Here is a 21,594-nt window from a genome sequence, read left to right as displayed (position 1 = left end):
CGCGACTCATTCGGCTATCCATCATATCCAACGCGGTATCCCGCACGATTTTAGGGGGTTTGCACCAGCATGAACAAGCAAGAGCTGATCGCTCAGGTCGCCGATATTTCCGGCCTCGCCAAGGGCGACGCGGTCAAGGCGGTCGAATCGGTGTTCGACGTGATCACGGCGGCGCTCAAGAAGGGCGATGAAGTTCGTCTCGTCGGTTTCGGCACCTTCTCGGTCAGCAAGCGCAAGGCCTCGACCGGCCGCAATCCGCGCACCGGCGAGGAAATGACGATCAAGGCCTCGAACCAGCCCAAGTTCAAGCCGGGCAAGGTGCTGAAGGATTCGGTGAACTAATTACCGAAAAAATTGCGGGCGGGGTGCGAAACGGGGCTGGACAGGCCCGCATCGGCACCGTAAAGGCCCGCTTCCCGTTTCGGCCGACACGGTTTCGACCGCCAGGCCAATGGGCGCGTAGCTCAGTGGTAGAGCACTGTGTTCACACCGCAGGGGTCGCTGGTTCAATCCCAGCCGCGCCCACCATGTAGATAAGCCCGTCGGACCTCCGGTTCGACGGGCTTTTTCGTTGTGCAGTGCAGCGCGCATGGCTAGTCGCTTCTGTACGCCCGACCGCCGGTTTCATCGATCTTCGCGCCGGGAAGGCGGAGGAGACGGTTCGATGTTGTGGGCAGGGGCGACGATCGCGGCGGCGGCATTTCAGGTGGCGCGTAATGCGTTTCAGCGCGGCATGATGGCGTCCAGCGGCCCCTGGGGCGCGACGCTAGTGCGCTTCCTGTTCGGCCTGCCTTTCTCGACCGCGCTGATGCTCGTGGCGATACCGCTGGCAGGCGCGGCTCAACTTCATCCGCATCTCGGTCTCGCCTTCTGGTGGCCGGCGCTGCTGGGTGCGCTGGCGCAGGTGCTGGCGACGGCGGCGCTGCTCCAGGCGATGCACCATGCAGGCTTCGCCGTCGGCACGGCGCTGCAACAGAGCTCCGTCCCGCTCTCCGCGCTCGCTGGCCTGCTTGTCTTTGGCGACACGCTCAGTCCGCTCGGCTGGCTCGGCGTCGCGGTGACCACCGCGGGTCTTGCCGTGCTCGTCTGGCCGCGGGACGTGGGCGGGGAGGGGCGACTGCTCCCCGGTGTGGTGTTCGGTACGCTTTCGGGATTGCTGTTCGGTCTGGCGCTTAACGGCTTCCGCCATGCGGGGCTGGCGCTGGAGCCGGAGCATCCTTTCTTCGCGGCGGTCACCACGGTCACGCTGGTGCAGGCGGTGCAGACGCTGGGGCTGGGCGCTTTCCTGTTGTGGCGGGATCCCGGCGCGCTGCGGGCGGTGATCGCAGGGTGGCGGGGATCGCTCGGCGCCGGGCTGTTCGGCGCGCTCGCTTCGACGGGCTGGTTCTTCGCGCTCAACCTTTCGCCTGCGGCGGCCGTACGGTCGCTCGGCGTTGTCGAGATGCCGATCGCCGCCATTGCCGGACACCGGCTGTTCCGCGAGGCGCTCAGCCTGCGCCAGGCGATTGCCGGCCTCGCGGTATGCGCAGGCGTGGTGCTGACCGCCGGTCTCTGAGCGGGCGAGCGTTCACCAGCCCCAGGGGCGTTCGCGAAACCATTGGGTGATGACGTATTTGAACCCCGCACGCACCTTCATCGCATGGTGGATCGTCGCGGGGTTCACGCTGCCGTCGGGCCGCAGATTGTTCCAGGCGAGCAGTTTGCCCGCCTCGGGCTGGACGATCTTGTCGATCGCCTTGAATCGGGTGGCGCCGCCTGCCTCCACGTCGTTGAGGTAGAGCATCACCGTCCAGGTGCGCTGGCCGGCGACGCTGCAATATCTGTCGAAGTCGGCGCTGCCGGGATCGAAATAATCGGTGTGCGCCTTGAACTCCTGGCCCACGGCATAGCGCTGGCCCTGCATCGGCTCGGCATGATCGGGGTGGAGCCCGATGAACTCGAGGATCCGCGCCTTCAGGTCGATTGCCAGGGGATCCTCGGCGGCGAGATCGCAGGTCTCGCTGGTGCGGAAGGCATAGTCGTCGCCGGCATTGGCAAGCGTAGAGGGCCGCCGATGCTCATCGATCCGCGCGATCAGCGCCTGGCACTGGGCGGCATCGAGAAAATTCCGCGCCATGAACAGCGTCACCTTGGGGCTCGGCACCTTCTGGACGCCTGGATAGGCGAGGATGCGTTCGACGACGGGCTCGGACGGATGGCCGCTGCCGAGAGGGGGGAGGGGAGACGCCTGCATGGCGGGCTTTTGCCAAAAGCCGAGGCCTCTCGCCAGCATGACACGCAATCGTCATCCATTTGCATTGTTGTTGTCATGAAGCCTGCGTACCGCGGCGCCGTCCAGCAGGGGGACAAAACGTGCTTAGTAAGGCCGAACGGCAAGGCGAGGCGGCGCGCAGCGCAGCGCGCCCGCCCGCACCTGCACCGGAGGCGTCGATCGACGCCAGTTACGCGCCGCGGTTGCTCGAGGCGTTGTTGCTGGAGGCGGCGGCAGTGCAGGCATCGCATCTTCATCTTGAACCGCGTGACGGCGGCGTACGAGTCGCGTTTCGCGCAGGCGGGCGCGTGCAGCAAACGCGCGCGTTGCAATGGGCAGAGGGCGAGCTGCTCCTGCGCGAAATCGCGCTGGGGGCGGGGCTGTCGCCTACACCGCTGTTGCCCCAGCGCGGTGAACTGCGCTGGGGGCGCGAGGCACTGGGTGTCTTCATGCTGCCGCTCGTCCAAGGGCACCGCGTGGTGCTGGCGCGTACGCCGTTGCAGGCGGAATATCGCGAACTGGAAGCTCTCGGGATGCGCGGCGCGCTTGCACAAGGCGTGCGGGAAGTCCTGGCCGGCGCCGGGCTGGTGCTGGTAGCGGCACCGGCGGGGCACGGACGCAGCACGACGCTGCGAACCTTGCTGGCGCTTGCCGCGAACGACAGCCGGCCCGCGCTGGCGGTGGCGGGCGGCGACACGCGCGCCCTGCCCGGCGTGGCCTGGGCGGACGGATCGTTGATCGCGCCCGCCGAATTGCTGCGTGCCGGTGCGGAACAGGACCTGGACGTGCTGATGATCGATTCGCTTGCGGATCGCGCTGCCGCCGCCGCGGCCGTGCAGGCGGCGCAAGCCGGTCGCCTCGTCCTCGCTGGCATCGATACCGGCGATGCGATCGCCGCCATTCAGCAGATGCGGAGCTGGCGGGTGGAAGCGTTCCAGCTCGCCTCCACGCTGGCGCTCGTGCTCGGCCAGCGATTGGTGCGGCGCCTGTGCCCGGAATGCCGTGAGCCGGTGCAGGCGACCGGGTCGGTCTCCGCGCTGCTCGGCTTCGATCCGGGGGCAATCGTCTATGCGCCAGCCGGATGTTCCGCCTGCGGCGGCAGCGGATTCGCGGGGCAGATCGGCGTATTCGAATCGATTCGCGGCGACGGTACGATTCGCCGGCTGGTCAACGACGGCGGCGACGCGGCGATTCTCGCCCGCCACGCCTTTATCAGCACCCCCAATCTGGGCTCTGCCGCGCGGGCGCTCGCACGCACCGGGGTGACGACGCCCGAGGAGGCTGTTAGAATTTCCCGCGGATGACGCGTAAGGATCTTGCGCTCCGCTTCGGAGCCCGCTAAGCGCGCACTCCTTCACGGCGACCATAGCTCAATTGGTTAGAGCGCTGGTTTGTGGTACCAGAGGTTGCGGGTTCAATTCCCGTTGGTCGCCCCACTTTCCCCCTTCATAACAGCGCGGATCCATCCATGATCACCGACTGGGGCTTTCCCGATTTCGACGACCACGAGGGCGTTCACCTCTTCTCGGATCGGGCTTCCGGCCTTAGCGCGATCATTGCGGTCCACTCGACGGCGCTTGGCGCTGCCGCTGGCGGGGTACGCTTCTGGCACTATGCCGATCACCGCGCCGCGATCACCGATGCGCTCCGCCTCTCGCGCGGGATGAGCTACAAGAACGCCATGGCCGACCTGCCCATGGGCGGCGGCAAGGGCGTGATCCTGGCCGACAAGCCGGGCGCGGAAGTCACCCAGGCACAGCTCGAAGCCTTTGGCCGCGCGGTCGAATCGCTGAACGGCCGCTATGTGACGGCCGAAGATGTCGGCATGTCCGAGGCCCGCATGAAGGTCGTCGCCACCCAGACCAAGCACGTCTCCGGCCTGCCGGTGGCGGCCGGCAGCGCGGGCGGCGATCCGGGGCCGGTGACGGCGCGCGGCGTTTATCTCGGCGTGAAGGCAGCGGCGAAGCGCGGCCTCGGCGTCGACTCGATGGCGGGCGTTCGCGTCGCGATCCAGGGCGTCGGCTCGGTCGGCGGCGGGCTGGCGCGGCTGCTCGCGGCGGACGGCGCCAAGCTGACCCTGGCCGATGTCCATGGCGATCGCGCCAAGGCGCTGGCTGCAGAGCTGGGCGCCGATGCGATCGACGCCGACGCGATCCTGACCCATGAGGCGGACATCCTCAGCCCGTGTGCGCTGGGTGCGATCCTCACCGAACAGTCGATCGAGGCGCTCAAGGTCGGCGTCGTCGCGGGCGGTGCGAACAACCAGCTTGCGACCCGCGAGGACGGTCACCGTCTGCACGCGCGCGGCATCGTCTATGCGCCGGATTATGTGATCAACGCGGGCGGCATCATCAACGTGGCGCTGGAATATCTGGGGCAGGGAGACCGCTCCGAAGTGGATGCGCGGGTCGAAAAGATCCCGGTGCGTCTCAACCAGGTCTGGGACGAGAGCGAAGCGACCGGCGATCCCTCGAGCGAAGTCGCCGACCGAATTGCCCAGCGCCTGATCGGCCGCTGATCCAAAGACCCTCCCCGGCACGGGGAGGGTCTTTTGCCATTACAGCCAGCCTGCCGTCTGTGCCGCGAGCCACAGGCCGATCGCGATGAACAGCGCGGCGGCGATGCGGTGCACGGTGGTGAGCGGTACGCGGTCGATCACCGCCTTGCCGAGGAACACCGCCGGGACATTGGCGAGCATCATCCCCAGCGTGGTTCCGGCAGTCACCGGCAGCACGGCATGAAAGCGCGCACCCAGCGCAACCGTGGCGACCTGGGTCTTGTCGCCCATCTCGACCAGGAAGAAGGCAATCGCCGTGGTGAGGAACGCGCCGAACCGCGCCGGCCTGGTTTCTTCGTCTTCATCGAGCTTGTCGGGGATCAGCGTCCACAGGCCCATCGCGACGAACGAGGCGGCAATCGCATAGCGGAACCACACGCTGTCCAGCAGCCCGGCGACTTCGGCACCCACCAGTGCGGCAAGGAAATGATTGGCGATCGTGGCGGCGAAGATGCCGCAAATGATCGGCACCGGCTTCTTGAACCGAGTGGCGAGCAGGATGGCCAGCAGCTGGGTCTTGTCGCCGATTTCGGCAAGCGCGACCACGGCAGTGGAGGTGAGCAGGGCTTCCAAGAAAATCTCCGGGGCCGGGCGGAACGCGAATCCAACGACATCGCATCTCCCCGCCCGGCACGAGCGGAGATGCGACGGCATTGGTCTCGCCCGAACCTTGCGGCTCCGCCTGCGCCATGGCCTCTCGACCAAGTATGTTGACGCGGGCGCCCGGTGCGCATGGCACCGACTGGCTACTCCCCAGATGACGCGCCGCCCTTAGGTGCAGGTGCGAAATATTGCAAGTCTGTTCGGCCGAAGCGCGTGTTGAACGATTCGGTGCTTTGAGTTTGCCGACAAGGCAGGTTAGTCCTTCGTACGTGCCGATGCTCCACGCCCTCGCCAATCCGGCGCGTTTCCTCAAGATCGCCCGCCCGCTGACCCCGGCGCTGTTCTGGACAGGCCTTGCGTTGACGCTGTTCGGTGCCTGGTCCGGGTTGACCCAGACGCCGGCCGACTATCTGCAGAAGGACAGCGTCCGCATCCTCTACATTCACGTGCCGACCGCCTGGCTAGGCATGGGCGGCTGGAGCGGGCTGGCTGCGGCGTGCCTCGGCTATCTGGTCTGGCGGCATCCGCTGGCGATCATCGCGGCACGTGCGATCGCGCCGACGGGCGCGGTGTTCGCGGCATTGTGCCTGATCACCGGATCGATCTGGGGGCGCCCCACCTGGGGGACCTGGTGGGAATGGGACGGGCGGCTGACCAGCATGCTGCTCCTCTTCTTTGTCTACATCGCCTGGATCGCGCTGGCCCGTGCCGATGCGGAGCGGAGCGGCGACGGACGCATCCCGGCGCTGTTCGGCGTCGCGGGCACGGTGCTCCTGCCGATCGTCCGCTATTCGGTGGTGTGGTGGAACACGCTGCACCAAGGCGAGAGCATCGGGCTGACCCGCAGCACCATCGACGCGTCGATGCTGTGGCCGCTCTGGTTCACCCTGTCCGGCTTCACGCTGCTGTTCGGCGCGATCGTGCTGATGCGGATGCGCACGCTGCTCGCCCAGCAAAAGGTCGAGGCACGGCTGCGGCGGAGGGCGGCACAATGAACCACTGGTGGTTCGTGACTGCCGCCTATGTCGTGGCGGGCATGGGTACCTTCGGGCTGGCCGCGGCGAGCTGGCGGGCGATGCGCCGCGCCGAGGCAGCGGCCGACGCGCTGGGGCGCCGCGCATGAAGGCCAAGCATCAACGGCTGACGCTCGCCTTGCTGGCGTTGGCGGCGATCGTCGGCGCAGGCTTGCTGGCGCTCTCCGCGCTCAAGGACCAGGCGGCGTTCTTCTATTCCCCCGGCGACGTGGCAGGGAAGCCGCTGCCGCTGGGCAAGGCGGTGCGGCTGGGCGGCATGGTGGAGAAGGGCTCCCTGGTCCACGCCAAGGACGGGGTTTCGATCGCCTTCAAGGTCACCGATGGCCAGGCGGTGGTGCCGGTGCGCTTCCGCGGCGTGACGCCGGACCTGTTCCGCGAAGGATCGGGCGTGGTCGCCGAAGGGCAGTTCCAGCCCGATGGCAGCTTCGCCGCCGACAATCTGCTCGCCAAGCATGACGAGCGCTACATGCCGCCCCAGGTGGCGGGGAAGATGCACAAGAGCGAGTCGCTGGAGCAATGATCGCCGAAGCCGGGCTCGCGGCGCTGTGGCTCGCCACCGCCTTCGCCATCGCGCAGCTGCTGCTGGGCGCCGCCGCCGCGCGCGCGGCCGATCCCGAGGCGATGCTGCCGGGGGTGCGCAAGATCGCGCTCGTCCAGACACTGTTCGCGCTGGCGGCCTTCCTGATCCTGATCTGGCTGTTCGTTACCTCGGACATGTCCGTCCTGCTGGTGGCGGAGAACAGCCATTCGCAGAAGCCTTTGCTCTACAAGATCGCGGGCGCCTGGGGGAACCATGAGGGCTCGATGCTGCTCTGGGTCACCGTTCTGGCGGTGGCGGGCGCGGGCGTCGCGCTGTTCGAGCGGCGACTGGTGGCGGAGACGCTCTCCGCCACGCTGGCCGCGCAGGCCGCGATTGCGATCGGCTTCTATGCGTTCCTCGCCTTTGCCTCGAACCCGTTCGCGCGGCTGAACCCCGCGCCGGCGGACGGGCAGGGGCTCAACCCGCTGCTGCAGGACCCTGGGCTCGCCTTCCACCCGCCGACGCTCTATCTCGGCTATGTAGGCCTTTCGGTCGCCTTCAGCTTCGCGGTCGCCGCGCTCCTGATGCGCGACGTCGGCCCGGCCTTCGCCAAGGCGATGCGGCCCTGGGTGCTCGCCGCCTGGATTTTCCTGACAATCGGCATCACCGCCGGCAGCTACTGGGCCTATTACGAGCTCGGCTGGGGCGGCTGGTGGTTCTGGGATCCGGTCGAGAATGCCTCGCTGATGCCGTGGCTGGCGGCGACCGCGCTGCTCCACTCGGTCAACGTGCTGGCGACCCGCGACGGGCTGCGCGCCTGGACGCTGATGCTGGCGGTCGTCGCCTTCTCCATGTCGATGGTCGGCACCTTCCTGGTGCGATCGGGAATCCTGGTGAGCGTCCACGCCTTTGCGGTGGACCCGACGCGCGGCACCTTCCTGCTCGCACTGCTCGGCCTCTATATCGGCGGGGCGCTGGTGCTGTTCGGCGCCCGCGTCGGCACGGTGACGCAAGGGGCGACCTTCCAGCTGGTCAGCCGCGAGGCGGCGCTCGTGCTCAACAACCTGCTGCTCAGCGTGATCCTGGGAATCGTGCTGATCGGCACGCTCTATCCGCTGGTTGCGCAGGCAATGGGCGTCCAGCTCTCGATCGGCGCACCGTTCTTCGAGAAGACTGCGGTGCCGATCGCGCTGTTCCTGGTCGCGGGCACGGCGGCGGGCCCATCGCTGCGCTGGCGCAAGGATTCGGCGCAGGCGCTGCTCGCGCGGCTCACGATCCCGGTGGCGATCACCGGCGTCGCCTTCGCGCTGTTCTTCGCGATGACCGGCTTCACCTCGCCGGTCGCGGTGCTGGTGCTGGCGCTCGCCTTCGGGCTCGCCGCTGCCAGCATCGCGCCGCTGTGGAAGCGCAAGCTGCTTCGCACGCCGCTGCCGATCTACGGGATGGTCGTTGCCCATCTCGGTGTCGCGGTAAGCCTCGGCGGCATGGCAGCCGATACGCTGTTCAAGCAGGAACGGCTCGCCGCGATTGCGGTGGGCGACAATCTCATGGTAGGGCCCTTCAAGGTCACGCTCGCCGAGGTGCGGCCGACCGTCGGGCCCAACTGGTCGGCGATGGAGGGGCGGCTGCAGGTGCAGCGCGGTGCGGCCGAGCCCTTCGAGCTCTTCCCCCAGCAGCGCTTCTTCGCCAATCCGCCGACCAACACCAGCGAAACCGCGATCGCCACGCTCTGGGACGGGCAGGTCTATACCGTGCTCGGCGCGTCGGATGCTTCCGGGCGCTGGCAACTGCGCCTGTGGTGGAAGCCGTTCGTCACGCTGATCTGGGCAGGCGGCGGGCTGATCGCGCTGGGCGGCGTGCTCTCTCTGCTCGGCCGCGTGCTGCGCGCGCGCCGCGATGCGCGCGCACTCGCGGAGGAATGGGCATGAAGAAGCTGCTGATCTGGCTGCCGCTCGGCCTGTTCGTGCTGGTATTTGCGCTGGTGGTGAACGGCCTGATCAAACCGGGCGACCGCATCGTCCGGTCGGCAATGGTCGGCAAGCCGCTCCCCGAGCTGCGCTTGTCCCCGATCCTCGCCGACAGGCCGGGCATCGACACCAGCGCCTGGCCGAAGGGCAAGCCGCGGCTGCTCAACATCTTCGCCAGCTGGTGCATTCCCTGCGTGGCCGAGGCACCGCAGCTGATGCGGCTGAAGGCGGCGGGCGCGCAGATCGACGCGATCGCGGTGCGCGACACCACACCCGACGTGCAGGCGTTCCTCGCCCGCAACGGCGATCCCTATGCCCGCATCGGCGATGATCATGCGATGCGGGCCCAGCTCTCGCTTGGTTCCTCGGGCGTGCCCGAGACCTTCGTGATCGACGCCCGCGGCGTGATCGTCGACCAGCATATCGGCGACATCCGCGCTGAGGACGTGCCCAAGCTGCTCGCGGCGCTGGAGAAGGCGAAGTGAAACAGGCGCTGCTGCCACTGGCCCTGCTGGTCGCGGGTATCGCGCAGGCGGATTCGAGCGTGCCGCCCTCGACGCTTGCCTATACCCAGCTGCCCGATGCCGAGCAGGAGGCGCAGGCCCAGGCGCTGATGGAGACGGTGCGTTGTCTCGTATGCCAGGGCCAGAGCATCGCCGACAGCGATGCCGACATGGCCGGCGAGATGCGCGCGCTGGTGCGTCAGCGGATCGCCGCCGGAGAAAAGCCGGCGCAGGTGCGCACATGGCTGATCGAGCGGTATGGCGACTATGTGACCTATGATCCGCCGCTCCGCTGGGTGACCGCGCCGCTGTGGATTGCCCCGTTGCTGTTGCTGGGCCTCGGCCTCTTGATCGCGCGGCGGCTGTTCAAGCGGAGGGCGGGATGATGGGATGGCTGGTGTTCGGCGGGTTCGCGGTGCTGGCAGTGGCGCTATTGCTACTCATTCGCTTTCCGATCCGGCTCTGGACCGTGCCGGCAATGGCGGTGATGCTGGCCGGCGCCGGCTATGCCTGGCAAGGGCAGCCGAGCCTGGCGGATCGCCCGGTGGAAGGCGTGGCGAACGTCCGCCCGCTCGACCCGGACCTGATCGCGGTGCGCGAAAGCCTCTTCGGCCGGTTCAATTTCGACTATAGCTATTTCATGGCCGCCGACGCGATGACCCGCGCGGGCGCCCCGCAGCTCGCCGCGACGGTGATGCTGGGCGCGGTGCGCAAGGCGCCGATCGATCCGGGACTATGGGCAGGCCTGGGACTGGCGCTGGCCGACCATGACGGCGACCAGCTCTCGCCGGCATCGCGCTTCGCGTTCGCCAAGGCGGAGGAACTCGGGCCGGACCATCCTGGGCCCGCCTTCTATTACGGCATCGCGCTGGCGCGGTCGGGCGACCTGCCTGCCGCGCGCCGCGAATGGGGCAAGGCGCTGCAGAAGGTGCCCAAGGATGCGAGCTACCGCGACGACATGGTCACGGTGATGTTAAAGCTCGATCCGGGCTTGGCCGAAGCGGCGCGGCAGGCGCCGGCCGCTCCGGCCCAGTAGCCGGTCAGCCGGCCCAGGCTTCGAACGGCAGGTCGAGCGCGTCGGCCACCGCCTGGTGGCGGATCTTGCCACCCGAGACGTTGAGGCCGTTGGCGAGATGCCGGTCGGCCTTCATCGCGGCTTCGGCGCCGTGGTTGGCGAGCTTGAGGACGAACGGCAGCGTCGCGTTGTTGAGCGCGAAGGCCGAGGTGCGGGCGACCGCGCCGGGCATGTTGGCGACGCAATAGTGGATCACGCCGTCGATCTCGAACACGGGATCGTCGTGGGTGGTCGCACGGCTGGTCTCGAAGCAGCCGCCCTGGTCGATCGCGATGTCGACCAGCACCGAGCCGCGCATCATTGTCTTGAGCATGTCGCGGGTAACGAGCTTCGGCGCCGCCGCGCCCGGCACCAGCACCGCGCCGATCACGACCTGCGAGGTGCGCACCGCCTCGGCGATCGCGGCCTTGCTGGCATAGGCGGTCTTGATCTGGCTGCCGAAATGCATGTCGAGTTCGGCCAGGCGCTCGTTGTTGATGTCGTAGATGGTCACGTCGGCGCGCTGGCCGGTCGCCATCTGCGCGGCATTGATGCCGGAGACGCCGCCGCCGAGGATCGCGACCTTGCACGGTGCCACGCCGGGCACGCCGCCGAGCAGCTCGCCGCGGCCGCCCTGTTCCTTCTCGAGATAGTGTGAGGCGACCTGGACCGACATGCGGCCGGCGACTTCGCTCATCGGCTTGAGCAGGGGGAGCGCGCCCGAGTTCGAGGTCACCGTTTCATAGGCGATGCAGGTGGCACCCGACGCCATCAGGCCCTCGGCCTGGGGCTTGTCGGCGGCGAGGTGGAGATAGGTGAACAGCAGGTGGCGCGGCTCCAGCAGCGCGATTTCCTGCGGCTGCGGCTCCTTCACCTTCACGATCATGTCCGAATTGGCGAAGACGGCCGCCGCATCGGGGGCGATCTGCGCGCCGACGGCGGTGTAGGCGGCATCGTCGAAATCGATGCCCATGCCGGCCTTGGTCTCGACCAGCACGCTGTGGCCGGCATGGACCAGCTCGGCCACCGAAGCCGGGGTCAGGCCGACGCGATATTCGTGATTCTTGATTTCCTTGGGAACGCCGATGCGCATGCGAACTCTCCTGATTCTTGTGCGCGGACGGTACCGCAAAGGCGGGGCGCGAATCCCTGCAAAAACGAATGTGCTGGAGCCGATGCGGTGCATGTATCTTGCATTTTGATCGAGGTGACCGGCATTCCATGCGTAATGGATCGAATCGACACAGCAATTCTCAAGCTGCTCGCGGCGGACGCGCGGGCCCCGGTCAGCCAGGTCGCCGGCGTCGTCGGGCTTTCCCAGTCCGCCTGCACGCGCCGGATTCAGGCGCTGGAGGCGCAGGGCCTGATTCGCGGCTATGGCGCGCGACTCGATCATCGCCGTCTGGGCTTTCGCGTAACCGCACTGGTTGACATCACGCTCGGCACGCAGGTGGAGGAGGACCTTGCGCTGTTCGAAGCCGCAGTGGGGCAGATTGACGGCGTGGTGGAATGCGCACTGGTTTCGGGCGGGCAGGACTATCGCCTCAAGATCCTGTGCCGCGACCTCGACGATTATGAGCGCCTCCACCGTGAACATCTCGGCCGGCTGCCCGGCGTGGTGACGATCAACAGCAGCTTCGTGCTGCGCGAGGTGCCGACGCGGGGCGAGGGCGATGCCTTGTTTGGGGCGGCGCGCTAACTATTTAGCGGATGTGGAACGGGGCGGCCGCTGGTGCGTCTTTCGCCCCTGATACGCTTGTTGATAGGGCATGTTGCGCATGCTAACGGCCCGCATCCTGATGATGACGAGAACACAGGTCACTATGGCCAGGTCGGTTCGCTTCCTTCAGCGTCAGTCGCATCGGTGAGCACCGCCGCGACCGGAGACGCTGAAGCGCTCCTTCCCGATACGCAAACCGAGAACGGGCATGGCCATGGCCAGGACCCGACCTGGAAGCTTGCCATCGGTGCCATCGGCATCGTGTTCGGCGATATCGGCACCAGCCCGCTCTATGCGTTTCGCGAAACCTTCGCGAACGCGCATCATGAGCTGCCGCTCGACACGCCGCATGTGCTGGGTGCGATCAGCCTGATGTTCTGGTCGATGATGGTGGTGGTGACCCTGAAATATGTCACGATCATCATGCGCGCGGACAACAAGGGCGAGGGGGGCAGCCTGGCGCTGCTCGCGCTGATTTCGGGTCGGGGCGGCCAGCGCCGCTGGACGCAGGGCATCGTGCTGCTGGGCGTGTTCGCTACCGCGCTCTTCTACGGCGATTCGATGATCACCCCGGCGGTTTCCGTGCTGTCGGCCGTGGAGGGCCTGGCCGTGGCCGCGCCCGGCTTCCACCGCCTGGTGGTGCCGATCGCCGTGGTCATCCTCGTCATGCTGTTCTCGATCCAGCGGACCGGCACCTCGCGCGTCGGTGCGTTCTTCGGGCCGGTGATGATGCTCTATTTTCTGGTCATCTCCACGCTCGGCGTGGTCAGCATGGTCCAGACGCCCACCGTGCTGCAGGCGCTGTCGCCGCACCACGCCGTGCACTTCTTCACGCTTGATCCGCTGCGCGCCTTTCTCGCGCTCGGTTCGATCGTGCTCGCCGTCACCGGCGCCGAGGCGCTCTACGCAGACATGGGCCATTTCGGCCGCAAGCCGATCCGCGTCTCCTGGCTGTGGTTCGTTTTGCCGGCGCTGATGATGAACTATATGGGGCAGGGCGCGCTGCTGATCCGCGACGCGGAGGCACTGCGCAGCCCCTTCTACCTGCTCGCGCCCGAAGCATTGCGGCTGCCGCTGGTGTTCGTCGCCACGGCAGCGGCGATCATCGCCAGCCAGGCGGTGATCTCGGGCGCCTTTTCGGTGACGCAGCAAGCGATCCAGCTCGGCTTCGTGCCGCGGCTGCGGATCGATCACACCAGTGCCTCGACTGCGGGGCAGATCTACATCCCGATCATCAACTGGGCGCTGATGATCATGGTGATCCTGCTGGTGCTGAGCTTCCAGACCTCGTCGAACCTCACCGCCGCCTACGGCATCGCGGTCACCGGCGCGATGCTGATCGACAACTGCCTGCTCGCCGTGGTGCTGTTCAACCTGTGGCACTGGAAGAAACGCTACGCGATCCCGCTGCTCGCGATCTTCTTCACCGTGGACTTCGCCTATTTCGCGGCGAACCTCACCAAGGTGCCCGATGGCGGCTGGTTCCCGCTGATGGTCGGCTTCCTTGTCTTCACGCTGCTCACCACCTGGGCGAAGGGCCGCAAGCTGATGATCGCAAGGCTGCGCGAAAGCGCGATGCCGGTGCAGATCTTCATCGAGTCAGCGGTCAACGCGGCAACGCGGGTGCGCGGCACGGCAGTCTTCATGACCTCGTCGCCGGACGGCGTGCCGCATGCGCTGCTCCACAACCTCAAGCACAACAAGGTGCTGCACGACCGGGTCATTCTGCTGACCGTGAAGATCAGCGACGTGCCCTACGTGGCCGAAGAGAAGCGGATGATGGTGGAGGACCTGGGCAAGGGGTTCCACCGCATGATCCTCTATTACGGCTTCATGCAGGAGGCGGATGTGCCGGCCGCGCTCAAGTCGGTCGATGCCTGCGGCGCGGAGTTCAAGATGATGGAGACCAGCTTCTTCCTCGCCCGGCAGACGCTACTACCGTCGTCGCGACCCGGGATGATGATCTGGCGCGAGAAGCTGTTCGCCTGGATGCTGCGGAACGCCGAGAGCGCGATGGAATTCTTCCGCCTCCCCACCAACAGGGTGGTCGAGCTGGGTAGCCAAGTCGAAATCTGAGCGGAAGACTACCCGCTCGGGGAAAGATCGCCCCAAGGACAGGATGTGTGGATCGGGAAGGCCGACGCGGCCAAAATGGCGCTGTTCCTGCCTGAAGGTCTGTTGCGCAGGCGACCCGATCATCTGCATGCGCTGGGTGCTCGGCTTCGCTTGCACTAGGCCTTTCGTGGCAAACTGGGGAGCGTTCAGGAGCACCGAGGGCGACACCGTAGTCGGCGTCGCCCGCATCGCCTATGCTCGCGCGACAGATCAGGCGTCGGCACTCGGCTTCTTCCTGCGTCGCCGGGCCACGGCACCGACCAGACCCGCGCCGGAAATCATCATGACCCAAACGCCAGGCTCCGGCACCGCGCTCGCTACTGGCGGCGAGGCGAGCGTGAAGCTGCCCGAAACGGTCGCACCGGCGGCGCCGGTCTGATTGAAGGTGAAGGTGAGGGAGGCGGGGCCGCCAACATATCCCGAGAGTGCACCGAACGGGGTGAACGTGCCCAACGATGTCAGCTTTACGGCGGCGCTGCCGGTTGCGCTCTGAACATCCACAGAATTGATCGTTCCCAGAAACGATCCAAAGCTGCTGGAGAAGTTGACGGCGGTGTTCTTCGTCGCGGTCACCGCGCTCAGCGTGATCGGCGACGCGATGCCCACTGGGATCACCGAGAATTGCTTGCCGGTGCCCGAGACGAAGGTGAAGATGTTCGTGAACGTCGTCCCTGCACCGATCGGCTTCGTATTGTCATTGGTCAGAACGCCGACGATCGCGGCCCCCAGCGTTCCGTCGATCATCGTCGCGGCGGATGCAGTGGCGGGTGCCACGATCGCGGCAGCGGTGAGTAGGGCAAGAACAGGCGTGCGCATATTACCCCCATCTGGTTGATAAGCCGGATGAGCCCGGCACACGTCTGGTACGGCGACGACGATATCTTCGTCAACGTGCAGATACAAAGATGTGAATATAAATGCTCCGTTTTGCACCTATTCCGTAGCGCGGCGAAGCTTCGCGCCATCGCACGGCGGCGGAAAATTCCTGCATATGGTCGCTTGACGGATCGCGCGCACCGACATAGATGGCCCGCTCTCGCTTCGGGGCGGAGTAGCTCAGTTGGTTAGAGCAGCGGAATCATAATCCGCGTGTCGGGGGTTCAAGTCCCTCCTCCGCTACCAGCGTTGCAGTCCGGGTGGATTGCTTCGCCGGTGCCTTCCCGGTAGCGAGTGCCAGTACATTGGCCAAGCTCCCCGTACCGTCGATCCGCGCCTGATCCGGCGTCGTCCGTGCGTTGTGCACGATGATATAGCCGCTCAGCGACCGCACCATCGGTAGGAACTTCCGTGGGCGATCGCCTGCGGCAAACGCCGTCCAGCAAGACGTTTCGTCGGCGGTACGACTCGACGATCTGCGGATGCAGCACGACCGGGCGCAACCCCTGGGGTTCGGCCAGCTCGGTTTTGCCGCTGCCAGGGGTTGCTTGCGGGGGGGGGGGCACCTCGTTAGGCTTGAGGGCGAGCAAATTGGCAGCGCGTTGTGGCTTCGGCCCACGCCCCTTGTGCGGACGCGAAAAAAAAGGGCGTCGACATGTGTGCCGACGGCCCCTTCAGGCATTTGTGTTCAGGCGAAACGGACGGCGGTCTTCGCGCGCCGGCGCATCATGCCGCCGATCGCGCCCATGCCTAGCACCATCGTCGCCCACGCAGCAGGCTCCGGCACCCCGGAGGCATCGAAGCTGATCGAGACCAGGGACTGGGTCCAGTCACCGCCGGTGCTCGATTGTCCGTTATCCCAGAAGATCGTCTTGATCCCCGTGATCCCAGTCAGATCGAACGCTTGTCCCGTCACCGGGGCAAACGTGTCGAGCGCGCCAGTGACGAGCACGTTGCCGAGGCCGTCCAGAGCGGAGAAGTAGTTTCCGCCGTTATAGCCTTCGTTGTCGAAGTTGAATTTGACGTTCTTCACAGTGGAAGTGAAGGTCGCGACAAGCCGGTAAGCCGTCGGATAATAGCCGAAATTCGCCGAATTGCTGAGCCCGCCGCCGCCGTAGAACGGGCCCGTATACCAGGCGATCTGGGGTGCGCCATTATCGGCGCCGCCCTGCAACGAGAAGGTGACGCCTGGAATTTGCGTGGTGATGCTCGTGCCAGGCGCGTGGGTAGTAAAGTCGATTGTTACCACGCGGCCGCGGGTAAAGAGGCGGTCAGGAACATCGCGCCTGCAAGCGCGACCTTGATCATCCTCTTCATGGTTTAAACCCCCTGTTTGCTCATGCATCACGAAGTGCGCATGCAGCGCTAAGGCTGCACCCACTACTTCGATCGGCATCAGGATAACACGACCGGGGAATTTGGTAATCGGACTGCTGAACTGTCGAATTTTGATAATTATTATTGGAAAAATACCGGGGTGAAAGCAAATTTCGGCGCAAGGTGCGGGATTCTCATTATGGTGCGGATTATTCGCGAAATAATCGTCTTTCATCGAAGTGCTTGTCGATCTGGTGCCAAAAACAACATGGTGTGCCGCTCTTTCGTCAACGTCCGGTGAGACGTCGAAAATCACGCGCTCGTGGGTGTCTCGTTTCAAAGCGGCTGTTATTCAAGCGTCTGCCCCCAGCTAGCACCATGGTGAAGCTCCGACGGTCATCGAGGTGATGTCGGCTTCCACGATACGTCAGGGCTGCGGATCGATATCGCGCCCGTACCCTTTCGCCGTGGTTCGCAGTTCGGACGATATCTCGATGCAACCGAGTGCGAACATGAGATCAAGCCGCACGGCGCGCTTTGTGCGCGTTTGGGTTAGGGACAGGCGTTGCCGAGCGACTGACGCCGCATGCTTGCACCGCATGCGCGCGGGCGAAAACCGTCCACGTTTCGGCACGCGTCGAAGCCGTCGGCCCCCAGCACGGCAAGCCCGGTGCACGTGGTGCCCGTTAGGACCAAACTAACGTTTTCCCCGCATGACCGATGGATGCTTCCGCCGCCGTTCTGCCAGGCGTGCGGCGCGAAGAGGGTATCCAAGCCGTTGGGTTTGCGTTGTTACGACGCTTCCCCGGTCAGTCGGGAGGGCAGGGTGTGATGCGGTCGTTGAAGACCGTGCCGTCGGGGGACGTCCGCCTCGGAATGTTCATCCACGGCTTTGAAGGCTCTTGGTGGGAGCACCCCTTCTGGCGAACGCGATTCCTCCTCACCGAGCCGCAGGATCTCCAGAAGCTCCGCCGGTTTCGCGGCGGGGTGATCGTCGATCTCGCAAGGTCACAGCCCGCCGATTCGGTGGCCGGCACGCTGGGCGCAGGCGAAGCAGGGCACCGTGAAAGCAATGCGACCACGACCCTGCCCCCGGCCAGGTCGCGGACCACCTCTCGGCCGGATCCGGCCGACCTGCAGGCGCAACAGGCCGAAGCGGCCAGAGTCGTGGGCGAGGCGCTCGATACCGTGCGTGGCACGTTTGACGATGTCCGTCTCGGCCGTGCGATCTCGCAAGAGAAAATCACCACCCTGGTGAACGACATTGCGGCACAGCTCGATTCCAACGCGCCGGCGCTGCTCCGCGTGCTCCAGCTCAAGAGCAAGCACCAATATACCTACCTCCATTCGGTCGCCGTCTGCACGCTGATGGTCAATCTGGCCCGACACCTGGAGCTGGAGGACGAGCGGGTCCGCGCGCTGGGCCTGGCCGGCCTGCTGCACGATGTCGGTAAGGTAGCGATCCCCGATGCCGTGCTCGACAAGCCGGGTCGACTGTTGCCGGAGGAGATGGCGCTGGTGCGCACCCATCCGGAGGACGGGGCGACACTGCTGCGGGAGGATCCTGCGATTCCCGAGCTCGCGATCGAGGTGTGCCTGCACCATCACGAGCGATGGGACGGCACCGGCTACCCGCACCGGATGGCGGGTGAGGAAATCAGCCTCCCCGCACGGATGGGGGCGATCTGCGACGTCTACGACGCGCTGACCTCGCACCGCGCCTACAAGCGCGCCTGGACCCCCACGCGCGCGCTGTCCGAAATGTGGAGCTGGGACGGGCATTTCGATCAGCCCCTGCTGTTCGAGTTCATGCGCAGTCTCCAGCTCTATCCCCCGGGCATGCTGGTGCGGCTCGCCTCCGATCGGCTGGCGATCGTGCTGGACAATGGCCGGCGTGCGTCCCGCACACGCCTGCACGTGTTCTACTCGCTCGCTGAAGCACGCGCCCTTCCGCCCCATGTTCTGGTGCTCGACGGGCCGGAGCCGGAGGATGCGATCATCGGCTATGAGCGGGAAGAGGCCGTGCCCGTGCCGATCCCGGCCCTGGATCTCGGTCCGCACGAACTGCTCGCAAACTCAGAGCTCTAGCTAGGCATATTCCCTGAACGGCACACCCGGTGCGATCCGCTATAACGAAGGCAGGAAGAGGGTCTGTCTGAACGGAGTTGCGTAATGCGTACCTTGCGGGAATTGCCGCCGGAACTGGTCGAAGGCCGCGGGGTCGATCCGGCCGCATCGCGCAGCCTGTTGCTGATGGCGATGGGCAGCGTATTGTTCTGGGCCAGCGTGGCGGTGTGGATCCTGCGCTGATCCGGCCCTAGTTGCTCTTGTTGCCGGTACAGCATTTCCGTTCCGGCACGACATTGCAGATATGGCCCGCGACGCCATGTTGCTTCCGATGATGCCCTGTCCCTAGAAGCGGCATCGAAGATTCGTCGGAAAGCAGAGCATGACCGCCACCCATTCTACCCGTATGTTGATCCTGGGCTCGGGCCCCGCCGGCCTTTCGGCTGCTATCTATGGCGCCCGCGCCGGGCTTGCCCCGATCGTCGTCCAGGGCATCCAGCCCGGTGGCCAGCTGATGACCACCACCGATGTCGAAAATTATCCCGGCTTCCGCGAAGTAATTCAGGGTCCGTGGCTGATGCAGGAGATGCAGGCCCAGGCCGAGCATGTCGGCGCGCAGATGCTGTGGGACACGATCGTCGAGGTCGACGTGACCCAGCGCCCGTTCCGCATGGTCGGCGACAGCGGCACCGTCTATCTGGGCGACACGCTGGTGATCGCCACCGGCGCGCAGGCGCGCTGGCTGGGCCTCGACTCGGAAGAGCTGCTCAAGGGCAAGGGCGTCAGCGCTTGTGCTACCTGCGACGGCTTCTTCTTCCGCGGCAAGAAGGTGGCCGTGATCGGCGGCGGCAACACCGCGGTCGAGGAAGCGCTCTACCTCACCAACCATAGCCATGACGTGACGCTGATCCACCGCCGCGATTCGCTGCGTGCCGAGAAGATCCTCCAGCAGCGCCTGTTCGCCAACGAGCGGATCAATGTCCTCTGGAACAAGGAAGTCGCGCGCTTCATCGGCGGCGGCCAGCCCGAGGGTCTGGTGGCGATCGAGCTCAAGGACACGGTGACCGGCGCGCTTTCGACGCTGGAAGTGGACGGCGGTTTCGTCGCGATCGGTCACCATCCGGCGACCGAGCTGTTCCGCGGCCATATCGCACTCGACGACGATGGCTATATCCAGGTCGAGAAGGGTACGACCAACACCAGCGTGCCGGGCGTGTTCGCCTGCGGCGACGTGATGGACAAGCACTATCGCCAGGCGATCACCGCCGCCGGCACCGGCTGCATGGCGGCGCTCGACGCCGAGCGTTTCCTTGCGGCGGCGGACTTCGAGACGGTCGCTCAGGCGGCCGAATAAGCAAAGGTCAGGGCGCTCGCTGTTCCGCGAGCGCCTCGATCACGCGTTCGTACAGCCAGGCCTTGTCCGCCGTGCGGGCGAACACGTGGCTGGCAGTGTCAAACTGCTTGCGCCGAATGCGGGTACCGGCGGCGGCGAAGGCCGGCTTGTGCAGCGCATCGGCAAAGGCGGCGGCGGTTGCGTCACGGGTTGCCAGCAGCAGGGTGATCGGCACTTCCGCCTTGACCAGCGCGTCGGCGAGATCGCCCGCGATGCTGGGGGGCGCGTCCGCCCGGCGGGCCCCGCGAAGACCGATGACCTGCCGTATCCAGCCACGCGGGGTCTGCTCTGCGCCGTCGCCCTCTTCCTGCGGTGCCACCGGGCCGAACGTCACCGGGTTCGCAAGCAGGAGTGCATCGATACGGGCATCGGCATGAAACAGCATGAGCGCCGACGCAGCATCGCCGTTGCCGAACGCGACGAGCCGTCGCAATTGCGCTTCGCGGCGGAAGGTCACGGCCGCAGCGGCGATGTCTGGACTGCTTTCCAGGAAGCCGCCATTGCTCCCGCCCGAATCGCCCACGCCGCGTCGGTCGAACCGCAATACCGGGTAGCCGGCCGCGGCGATGCGATGCGCCAGCTGCGCCATGCTGCGGTGCGGGCCGCTGCGGATCTCGTTGCCTTCGGAAACGATCATCAGCCCGGTGTTGCCGGAAGCGCTGTCGAGCGTGCCGATCAGCAGATCGCCCAGGCAGGGGAAGCTGATCAGGCTTCGCACGCACGCACCCATGCGGCGAGATCGGCCGCGAGCAGCGCAGCGAGCGCGAGGTCGTTGTCGGGCGCCGCGTCGCGCCACAGCGCCCGGCCGGGCACGCGGTGGTCCGCCGGGCGGGTGTCGTCTTCCAGCCGCAGCGTGCGTGCGGGTTCGACATGGCAGTCCGGCAGTTCGTCGAGGAAGGTGTCGGGCAGACGGTGGCCGCCATAGCCCGGCGCGTCGCCGTGGCGATGGAGCCGTCGAAGCGCGCGGAGCAGTTCCTCGCCGGTCTGGGGCGCGAAATGCCAGCGGCGGCGCAGCGCCACGCTGCCGTCGAGCAGTGCGCCGCTGCGCAGCGCCATCGAATAGGCCCGGCCGCCGGCGGTGCGGGCGGCGGCCCCGAGCCCTGCGCGGAGATCGGAAAGCGCGATGCGCTCGCTGGGGATCAGGCTTTCGCCGGTACCCGGAAGTTCGGGCAGCACGCCGGCGATGCCGCGATCGGCAAGCCCGCGCAGGATGGCGACGGCGAACGCGCGCATCCGATTCGCCTCCTCGAACAGCGGGAGCGCGACCACGACGACCGGGCCACTGCCGGGCCCGAAGCGGAGCATCGCTTCCCGGCCGCCAGCCCAGTCATAAGGTTCGATCACCCCAGCGACTTCTGCGCCGCGAACCGGGTAAGCGTGCCGAAGCTTTCCAGCATCTCGCCATCGACCTCGTCATCCTCGATGAGGATGCCGAGGCGATCCTCGATCTCGGTGAGCACGCCGGCCACCGCCAGCGAATCCAGCTCGGGCAGGGCGCCGAACAGCGGCGTATCCGCATCGAAGGCCGCGACCCGTTCGTCGCTCAATCCCAGCACGTCGCGCAGCACGGCGCGCACGGTGGTTTCGATGTCGAGCATGGCTTCAGGCCGCAATGAG

At 66.4% G+C, this 21,594-nt stretch carries 24 protein-coding genes and 3 tRNA genes; 19 read left to right on the top strand and 8 right to left on the bottom strand.

Annotation, left to right across the window (positions count from 1 at the left end):
• Nucleotides 1-69 precede the first annotated feature (69 nt).
• The 3 genes from QZ814_RS16670 (at nucleotide 70) to QZ814_RS16660 (ending at nucleotide 1,555) form a co-directional block, all read left to right on the top strand.
• On the top strand, nucleotides 70-342 hold the full coding sequence (locus QZ814_RS16670) for an HU family DNA-binding protein (protein ID WP_294334391.1): 273 nt from the start codon (nucleotides 70-72) through the stop codon (nucleotides 340-342).
• Nucleotides 343-453: 111 nt separating this feature from the next.
• Nucleotides 454-528, top strand: a tRNA-Val gene (locus QZ814_RS16665).
• A gap of 136 nt (nucleotides 529-664) precedes the next feature.
• A complete protein-coding gene (locus QZ814_RS16660) occupies nucleotides 665-1,555 on the top strand; it encodes a DMT family transporter (RefSeq protein WP_294334390.1) in 891 nt (296 codons plus the stop codon).
• A 12-nt stretch (nucleotides 1,556-1,567) separates the two neighbouring features.
• Here QZ814_RS16660 and QZ814_RS16655 read toward each other — a convergent pair whose 3' ends face one another.
• Entirely contained in the window at nucleotides 1,568-2,233 is a 666-nt protein-coding gene (locus QZ814_RS16655) for a 2OG-Fe(II) oxygenase (protein WP_294334389.1), read from the bottom strand.
• A 221-nt stretch (nucleotides 2,234-2,454) separates the two neighbouring features.
• Between QZ814_RS16655 and QZ814_RS16650 the strand changes: the two genes are divergently transcribed.
• The 3 genes from QZ814_RS16650 (at nucleotide 2,455) to QZ814_RS16640 (ending at nucleotide 4,769) form a co-directional block, all read left to right on the top strand.
• The gene (locus tag QZ814_RS16650) at nucleotides 2,455-3,555 is read left to right on the top strand and encodes an ATPase, T2SS/T4P/T4SS family (protein ID WP_294334388.1); all 1,101 of its coding nucleotides are present in this window, start codon (nucleotides 2,455-2,457) and stop codon (nucleotides 3,553-3,555) included.
• Between the two features lie 55 nt (nucleotides 3,556-3,610).
• Nucleotides 3,611-3,687: transfer RNA gene (locus QZ814_RS16645), tRNA-His, on the top strand.
• A gap of 32 nt (nucleotides 3,688-3,719) precedes the next feature.
• Nucleotides 3,720-4,769 carry a Glu/Leu/Phe/Val dehydrogenase dimerization domain-containing protein gene (locus QZ814_RS16640; RefSeq protein ID WP_294334387.1) on the top strand — a complete coding sequence of 350 codons (1,050 nt, stop codon included), beginning with the start codon at nucleotides 3,720-3,722 and terminating at the stop codon, nucleotides 4,767-4,769.
• Nucleotides 4,770-4,808: 39 nt separating this feature from the next.
• Here QZ814_RS16640 and QZ814_RS16635 read toward each other — a convergent pair whose 3' ends face one another.
• Nucleotides 4,809-5,381 (bottom strand): TMEM165/GDT1 family protein, encoded by a 573-nt coding sequence (locus tag QZ814_RS16635; RefSeq protein ID WP_294334386.1) that lies wholly within the window; start codon nucleotides 5,379-5,381, stop codon nucleotides 4,809-4,811.
• A 305-nt stretch (nucleotides 5,382-5,686) separates the two neighbouring features.
• On the opposite strand from QZ814_RS16635, the gene ccmC reads away from it, so the two are divergent.
• The 7 genes from ccmC to QZ814_RS16600 are packed head-to-tail and all read left to right on the top strand — an operon-like array spanning nucleotide 5,687 to nucleotide 10,471.
• Nucleotides 5,687-6,406 carry a heme ABC transporter permease CcmC gene (gene ccmC / locus QZ814_RS16630; protein WP_294334385.1) on the top strand — a complete coding sequence of 240 codons (720 nt, stop codon included), beginning with the start codon at nucleotides 5,687-5,689 and terminating at the stop codon, nucleotides 6,404-6,406.
• On the top strand, nucleotides 6,403-6,534 hold the full coding sequence (locus QZ814_RS16625) for a hypothetical protein (protein WP_294334384.1): 132 nt from the start codon (nucleotides 6,403-6,405) through the stop codon (nucleotides 6,532-6,534). Before ccmC ends, QZ814_RS16625 begins: the two co-directional genes overlap by 4 nt.
• Complete coding sequence (gene ccmE, locus QZ814_RS16620) at nucleotides 6,531-6,965, top strand: cytochrome c maturation protein CcmE (protein ID WP_294334383.1); 435 nt, start codon at nucleotides 6,531-6,533, stop codon at nucleotides 6,963-6,965. Before QZ814_RS16625 ends, ccmE begins: the two co-directional genes overlap by 4 nt.
• A complete protein-coding gene (locus QZ814_RS16615) occupies nucleotides 6,962-8,893 on the top strand; it encodes a heme lyase CcmF/NrfE family subunit (protein WP_294334382.1) in 1,932 nt (643 codons plus the stop codon). Before ccmE ends, QZ814_RS16615 begins: the two co-directional genes overlap by 4 nt.
• Entirely contained in the window at nucleotides 8,890-9,417 is a 528-nt protein-coding gene (locus QZ814_RS16610; RefSeq protein WP_294334381.1) for a redoxin family protein, read from the top strand. Before QZ814_RS16615 ends, QZ814_RS16610 begins: the two co-directional genes overlap by 4 nt.
• Nucleotides 9,414-9,821, top strand: coding sequence for a cytochrome c-type biogenesis protein (locus tag QZ814_RS16605; RefSeq protein ID WP_294334380.1), 408 nt, complete (start codon nucleotides 9,414-9,416; stop codon nucleotides 9,819-9,821). The genes QZ814_RS16610 and QZ814_RS16605 overlap by 4 nt, the downstream gene beginning before the upstream one ends.
• Nucleotides 9,818-10,471 (top strand): cytochrome c biogenesis factor-like protein, encoded by a 654-nt coding sequence (locus tag QZ814_RS16600; protein ID WP_294334379.1) that lies wholly within the window; start codon nucleotides 9,818-9,820, stop codon nucleotides 10,469-10,471. Before QZ814_RS16605 ends, QZ814_RS16600 begins: the two co-directional genes overlap by 4 nt.
• 4 nt (nucleotides 10,472-10,475) lie before the next feature.
• On the opposite strand, the gene ald is transcribed toward QZ814_RS16600, so the two are convergent.
• Complete coding sequence (ald, locus tag QZ814_RS16595; protein ID WP_294334378.1) at nucleotides 10,476-11,582, bottom strand: alanine dehydrogenase; 1,107 nt, start codon at nucleotides 11,580-11,582, stop codon at nucleotides 10,476-10,478.
• A 135-nt stretch (nucleotides 11,583-11,717) separates the two neighbouring features.
• On the opposite strand from ald, the gene QZ814_RS16590 reads away from it, so the two are divergent.
• Nucleotides 11,718-12,188, top strand: a complete 471-nt coding sequence (locus QZ814_RS16590) for an Lrp/AsnC family transcriptional regulator (protein ID WP_294334377.1) — start codon at nucleotides 11,718-11,720, stop codon at nucleotides 12,186-12,188.
• A 165-nt stretch (nucleotides 12,189-12,353) separates the two neighbouring features.
• The gene (locus tag QZ814_RS16585; RefSeq protein ID WP_294334376.1) at nucleotides 12,354-14,285 is read left to right on the top strand and encodes a potassium transporter Kup; all 1,932 of its coding nucleotides are present in this window, start codon (nucleotides 12,354-12,356) and stop codon (nucleotides 14,283-14,285) included.
• 249 nt (nucleotides 14,286-14,534) lie between these two features.
• On the opposite strand, the gene QZ814_RS16580 is transcribed toward QZ814_RS16585, so the two are convergent.
• The gene (locus QZ814_RS16580) at nucleotides 14,535-15,140 is read right to left on the bottom strand and encodes a PEP-CTERM sorting domain-containing protein (RefSeq protein ID WP_294334375.1); all 606 of its coding nucleotides are present in this window, start codon (nucleotides 15,138-15,140) and stop codon (nucleotides 14,535-14,537) included.
• 229 nt (nucleotides 15,141-15,369) lie between these two features.
• Here QZ814_RS16580 and QZ814_RS16575 point away from each other — a divergent pair.
• Nucleotides 15,370-15,446: transfer RNA gene (locus QZ814_RS16575), tRNA-Met, on the top strand.
• A 442-nt stretch (nucleotides 15,447-15,888) separates the two neighbouring features.
• Here the strand turns inward: QZ814_RS16575 and QZ814_RS16570 are convergent.
• The gene (locus tag QZ814_RS16570; protein WP_294334374.1) at nucleotides 15,889-16,857 is read right to left on the bottom strand and encodes a PEPxxWA-CTERM sorting domain-containing protein; all 969 of its coding nucleotides are present in this window, start codon (nucleotides 16,855-16,857) and stop codon (nucleotides 15,889-15,891) included.
• A 380-nt stretch (nucleotides 16,858-17,237) separates the two neighbouring features.
• On the opposite strand from QZ814_RS16570, the gene QZ814_RS16565 reads away from it, so the two are divergent.
• The 3 genes from QZ814_RS16565 (at nucleotide 17,238) to trxB (ending at nucleotide 19,938) form a co-directional block, all read left to right on the top strand.
• Nucleotides 17,238-18,605, top strand: coding sequence for an HD-GYP domain-containing protein (locus QZ814_RS16565; RefSeq protein WP_365898870.1), 1,368 nt, complete (start codon nucleotides 17,238-17,240; stop codon nucleotides 18,603-18,605).
• Nucleotides 18,606-18,689: 84 nt separating this feature from the next.
• Complete coding sequence (locus QZ814_RS16560; RefSeq protein ID WP_294334372.1) at nucleotides 18,690-18,827, top strand: hypothetical protein; 138 nt, start codon at nucleotides 18,690-18,692, stop codon at nucleotides 18,825-18,827.
• Nucleotides 18,828-18,966: 139 nt separating this feature from the next.
• A complete protein-coding gene (gene trxB / locus QZ814_RS16555) occupies nucleotides 18,967-19,938 on the top strand; it encodes a thioredoxin-disulfide reductase (RefSeq protein ID WP_294334371.1) in 972 nt (323 codons plus the stop codon).
• 7 nt (nucleotides 19,939-19,945) lie between these two features.
• Here the strand turns inward: trxB and QZ814_RS16550 are convergent, their stop codons facing one another.
• The 3 genes from QZ814_RS16550 to QZ814_RS16540 all read right to left on the bottom strand — a co-directional run bounded on the left by QZ814_RS16550 (nucleotide 19,946) and on the right by QZ814_RS16540 (nucleotide 21,575).
• On the bottom strand, nucleotides 19,946-20,614 hold the full coding sequence (locus tag QZ814_RS16550) for a thioesterase (RefSeq protein ID WP_294334370.1): 669 nt from the start codon (nucleotides 20,612-20,614) through the stop codon (nucleotides 19,946-19,948).
• Between the two features lie 68 nt (nucleotides 20,615-20,682).
• Nucleotides 20,683-21,321 (bottom strand): hypothetical protein, encoded by a 639-nt coding sequence (locus QZ814_RS16545; protein WP_294334369.1) that lies wholly within the window; start codon nucleotides 21,319-21,321, stop codon nucleotides 20,683-20,685.
• A complete protein-coding gene (locus QZ814_RS16540; RefSeq protein ID WP_294334368.1) occupies nucleotides 21,318-21,575 on the bottom strand; it encodes an acyl carrier protein in 258 nt (85 codons plus the stop codon). The genes QZ814_RS16545 and QZ814_RS16540 overlap by 4 nt, the downstream gene beginning before the upstream one ends.
• Nucleotides 21,576-21,594: the final 19 nt, after the last annotated feature.

The sequence above is a fragment of the uncultured Sphingomonas sp. genome, assembly GCF_913777625.1.
Classification (GTDB): Bacteria; Pseudomonadota; Alphaproteobacteria; order Sphingomonadales; family Sphingomonadaceae; genus Sphingomonas.
This window is presented reverse-complemented; position numbering and strand designations above follow the sequence as displayed.

What these genes read in the sequence shown, in the direction of transcription:
- QZ814_RS16670 (WP_294334391.1), top strand. Translation starts at nt 70, where the DNA reads ATGAACAAGCAAGAGCTGATCGCTCAGGTCGCCGATATTTCCGGCCTC.
- QZ814_RS16660 (WP_294334390.1), top strand. Translation starts at nt 665, where the DNA reads ATGTTGTGGGCAGGGGCGACGATCGCGGCGGCGGCATTTCAGGTGGCG.
- QZ814_RS16655 (WP_294334389.1), bottom strand. Translation starts at nt 2,233, where the DNA reads ATGCAGGCGTCTCCCCTCCCCCCTCTCGGCAGCGGCCATCCGTCCGAG.
- QZ814_RS16640 (WP_294334387.1), top strand. Translation starts at nt 3,720, where the DNA reads ATGATCACCGACTGGGGCTTTCCCGATTTCGACGACCACGAGGGCGTT.
- ccmC (WP_294334385.1), top strand. Translation starts at nt 5,687, where the DNA reads ATGCTCCACGCCCTCGCCAATCCGGCGCGTTTCCTCAAGATCGCCCGC.
- QZ814_RS16625 (WP_294334384.1), top strand. Translation starts at nt 6,403, where the DNA reads ATGAACCACTGGTGGTTCGTGACTGCCGCCTATGTCGTGGCGGGCATG.
- ccmE (WP_294334383.1), top strand. Translation starts at nt 6,531, where the DNA reads ATGAAGGCCAAGCATCAACGGCTGACGCTCGCCTTGCTGGCGTTGGCG.
- QZ814_RS16615 (WP_294334382.1), top strand. Translation starts at nt 6,962, where the DNA reads ATGATCGCCGAAGCCGGGCTCGCGGCGCTGTGGCTCGCCACCGCCTTC.
- QZ814_RS16610 (WP_294334381.1), top strand. Translation starts at nt 8,890, where the DNA reads ATGAAGAAGCTGCTGATCTGGCTGCCGCTCGGCCTGTTCGTGCTGGTA.
- QZ814_RS16600 (WP_294334379.1), top strand. Translation starts at nt 9,818, where the DNA reads ATGATGGGATGGCTGGTGTTCGGCGGGTTCGCGGTGCTGGCAGTGGCG.
- ald (WP_294334378.1), bottom strand. Translation starts at nt 11,582, where the DNA reads ATGCGCATCGGCGTTCCCAAGGAAATCAAGAATCACGAATATCGCGTC.
- QZ814_RS16590 (WP_294334377.1), top strand. Translation starts at nt 11,718, where the DNA reads ATGGATCGAATCGACACAGCAATTCTCAAGCTGCTCGCGGCGGACGCG.
- QZ814_RS16580 (WP_294334375.1), bottom strand. Translation starts at nt 15,140, where the DNA reads ATGCGCACGCCTGTTCTTGCCCTACTCACCGCTGCCGCGATCGTGGCA.
- QZ814_RS16565 (WP_365898870.1), top strand. Translation starts at nt 17,238, where the DNA reads ATGGATGCTTCCGCCGCCGTTCTGCCAGGCGTGCGGCGCGAAGAGGGT.
- QZ814_RS16560 (WP_294334372.1), top strand. Translation starts at nt 18,690, where the DNA reads ATGCGTACCTTGCGGGAATTGCCGCCGGAACTGGTCGAAGGCCGCGGG.
- trxB (WP_294334371.1), top strand. Translation starts at nt 18,967, where the DNA reads ATGACCGCCACCCATTCTACCCGTATGTTGATCCTGGGCTCGGGCCCC.
- QZ814_RS16550 (WP_294334370.1), bottom strand. Translation starts at nt 20,614, where the DNA reads ATGATCGTTTCCGAAGGCAACGAGATCCGCAGCGGCCCGCACCGCAGC.
- QZ814_RS16540 (WP_294334368.1), bottom strand. Translation starts at nt 21,575, where the DNA reads ATGCTCGACATCGAAACCACCGTGCGCGCCGTGCTGCGCGACGTGCTG.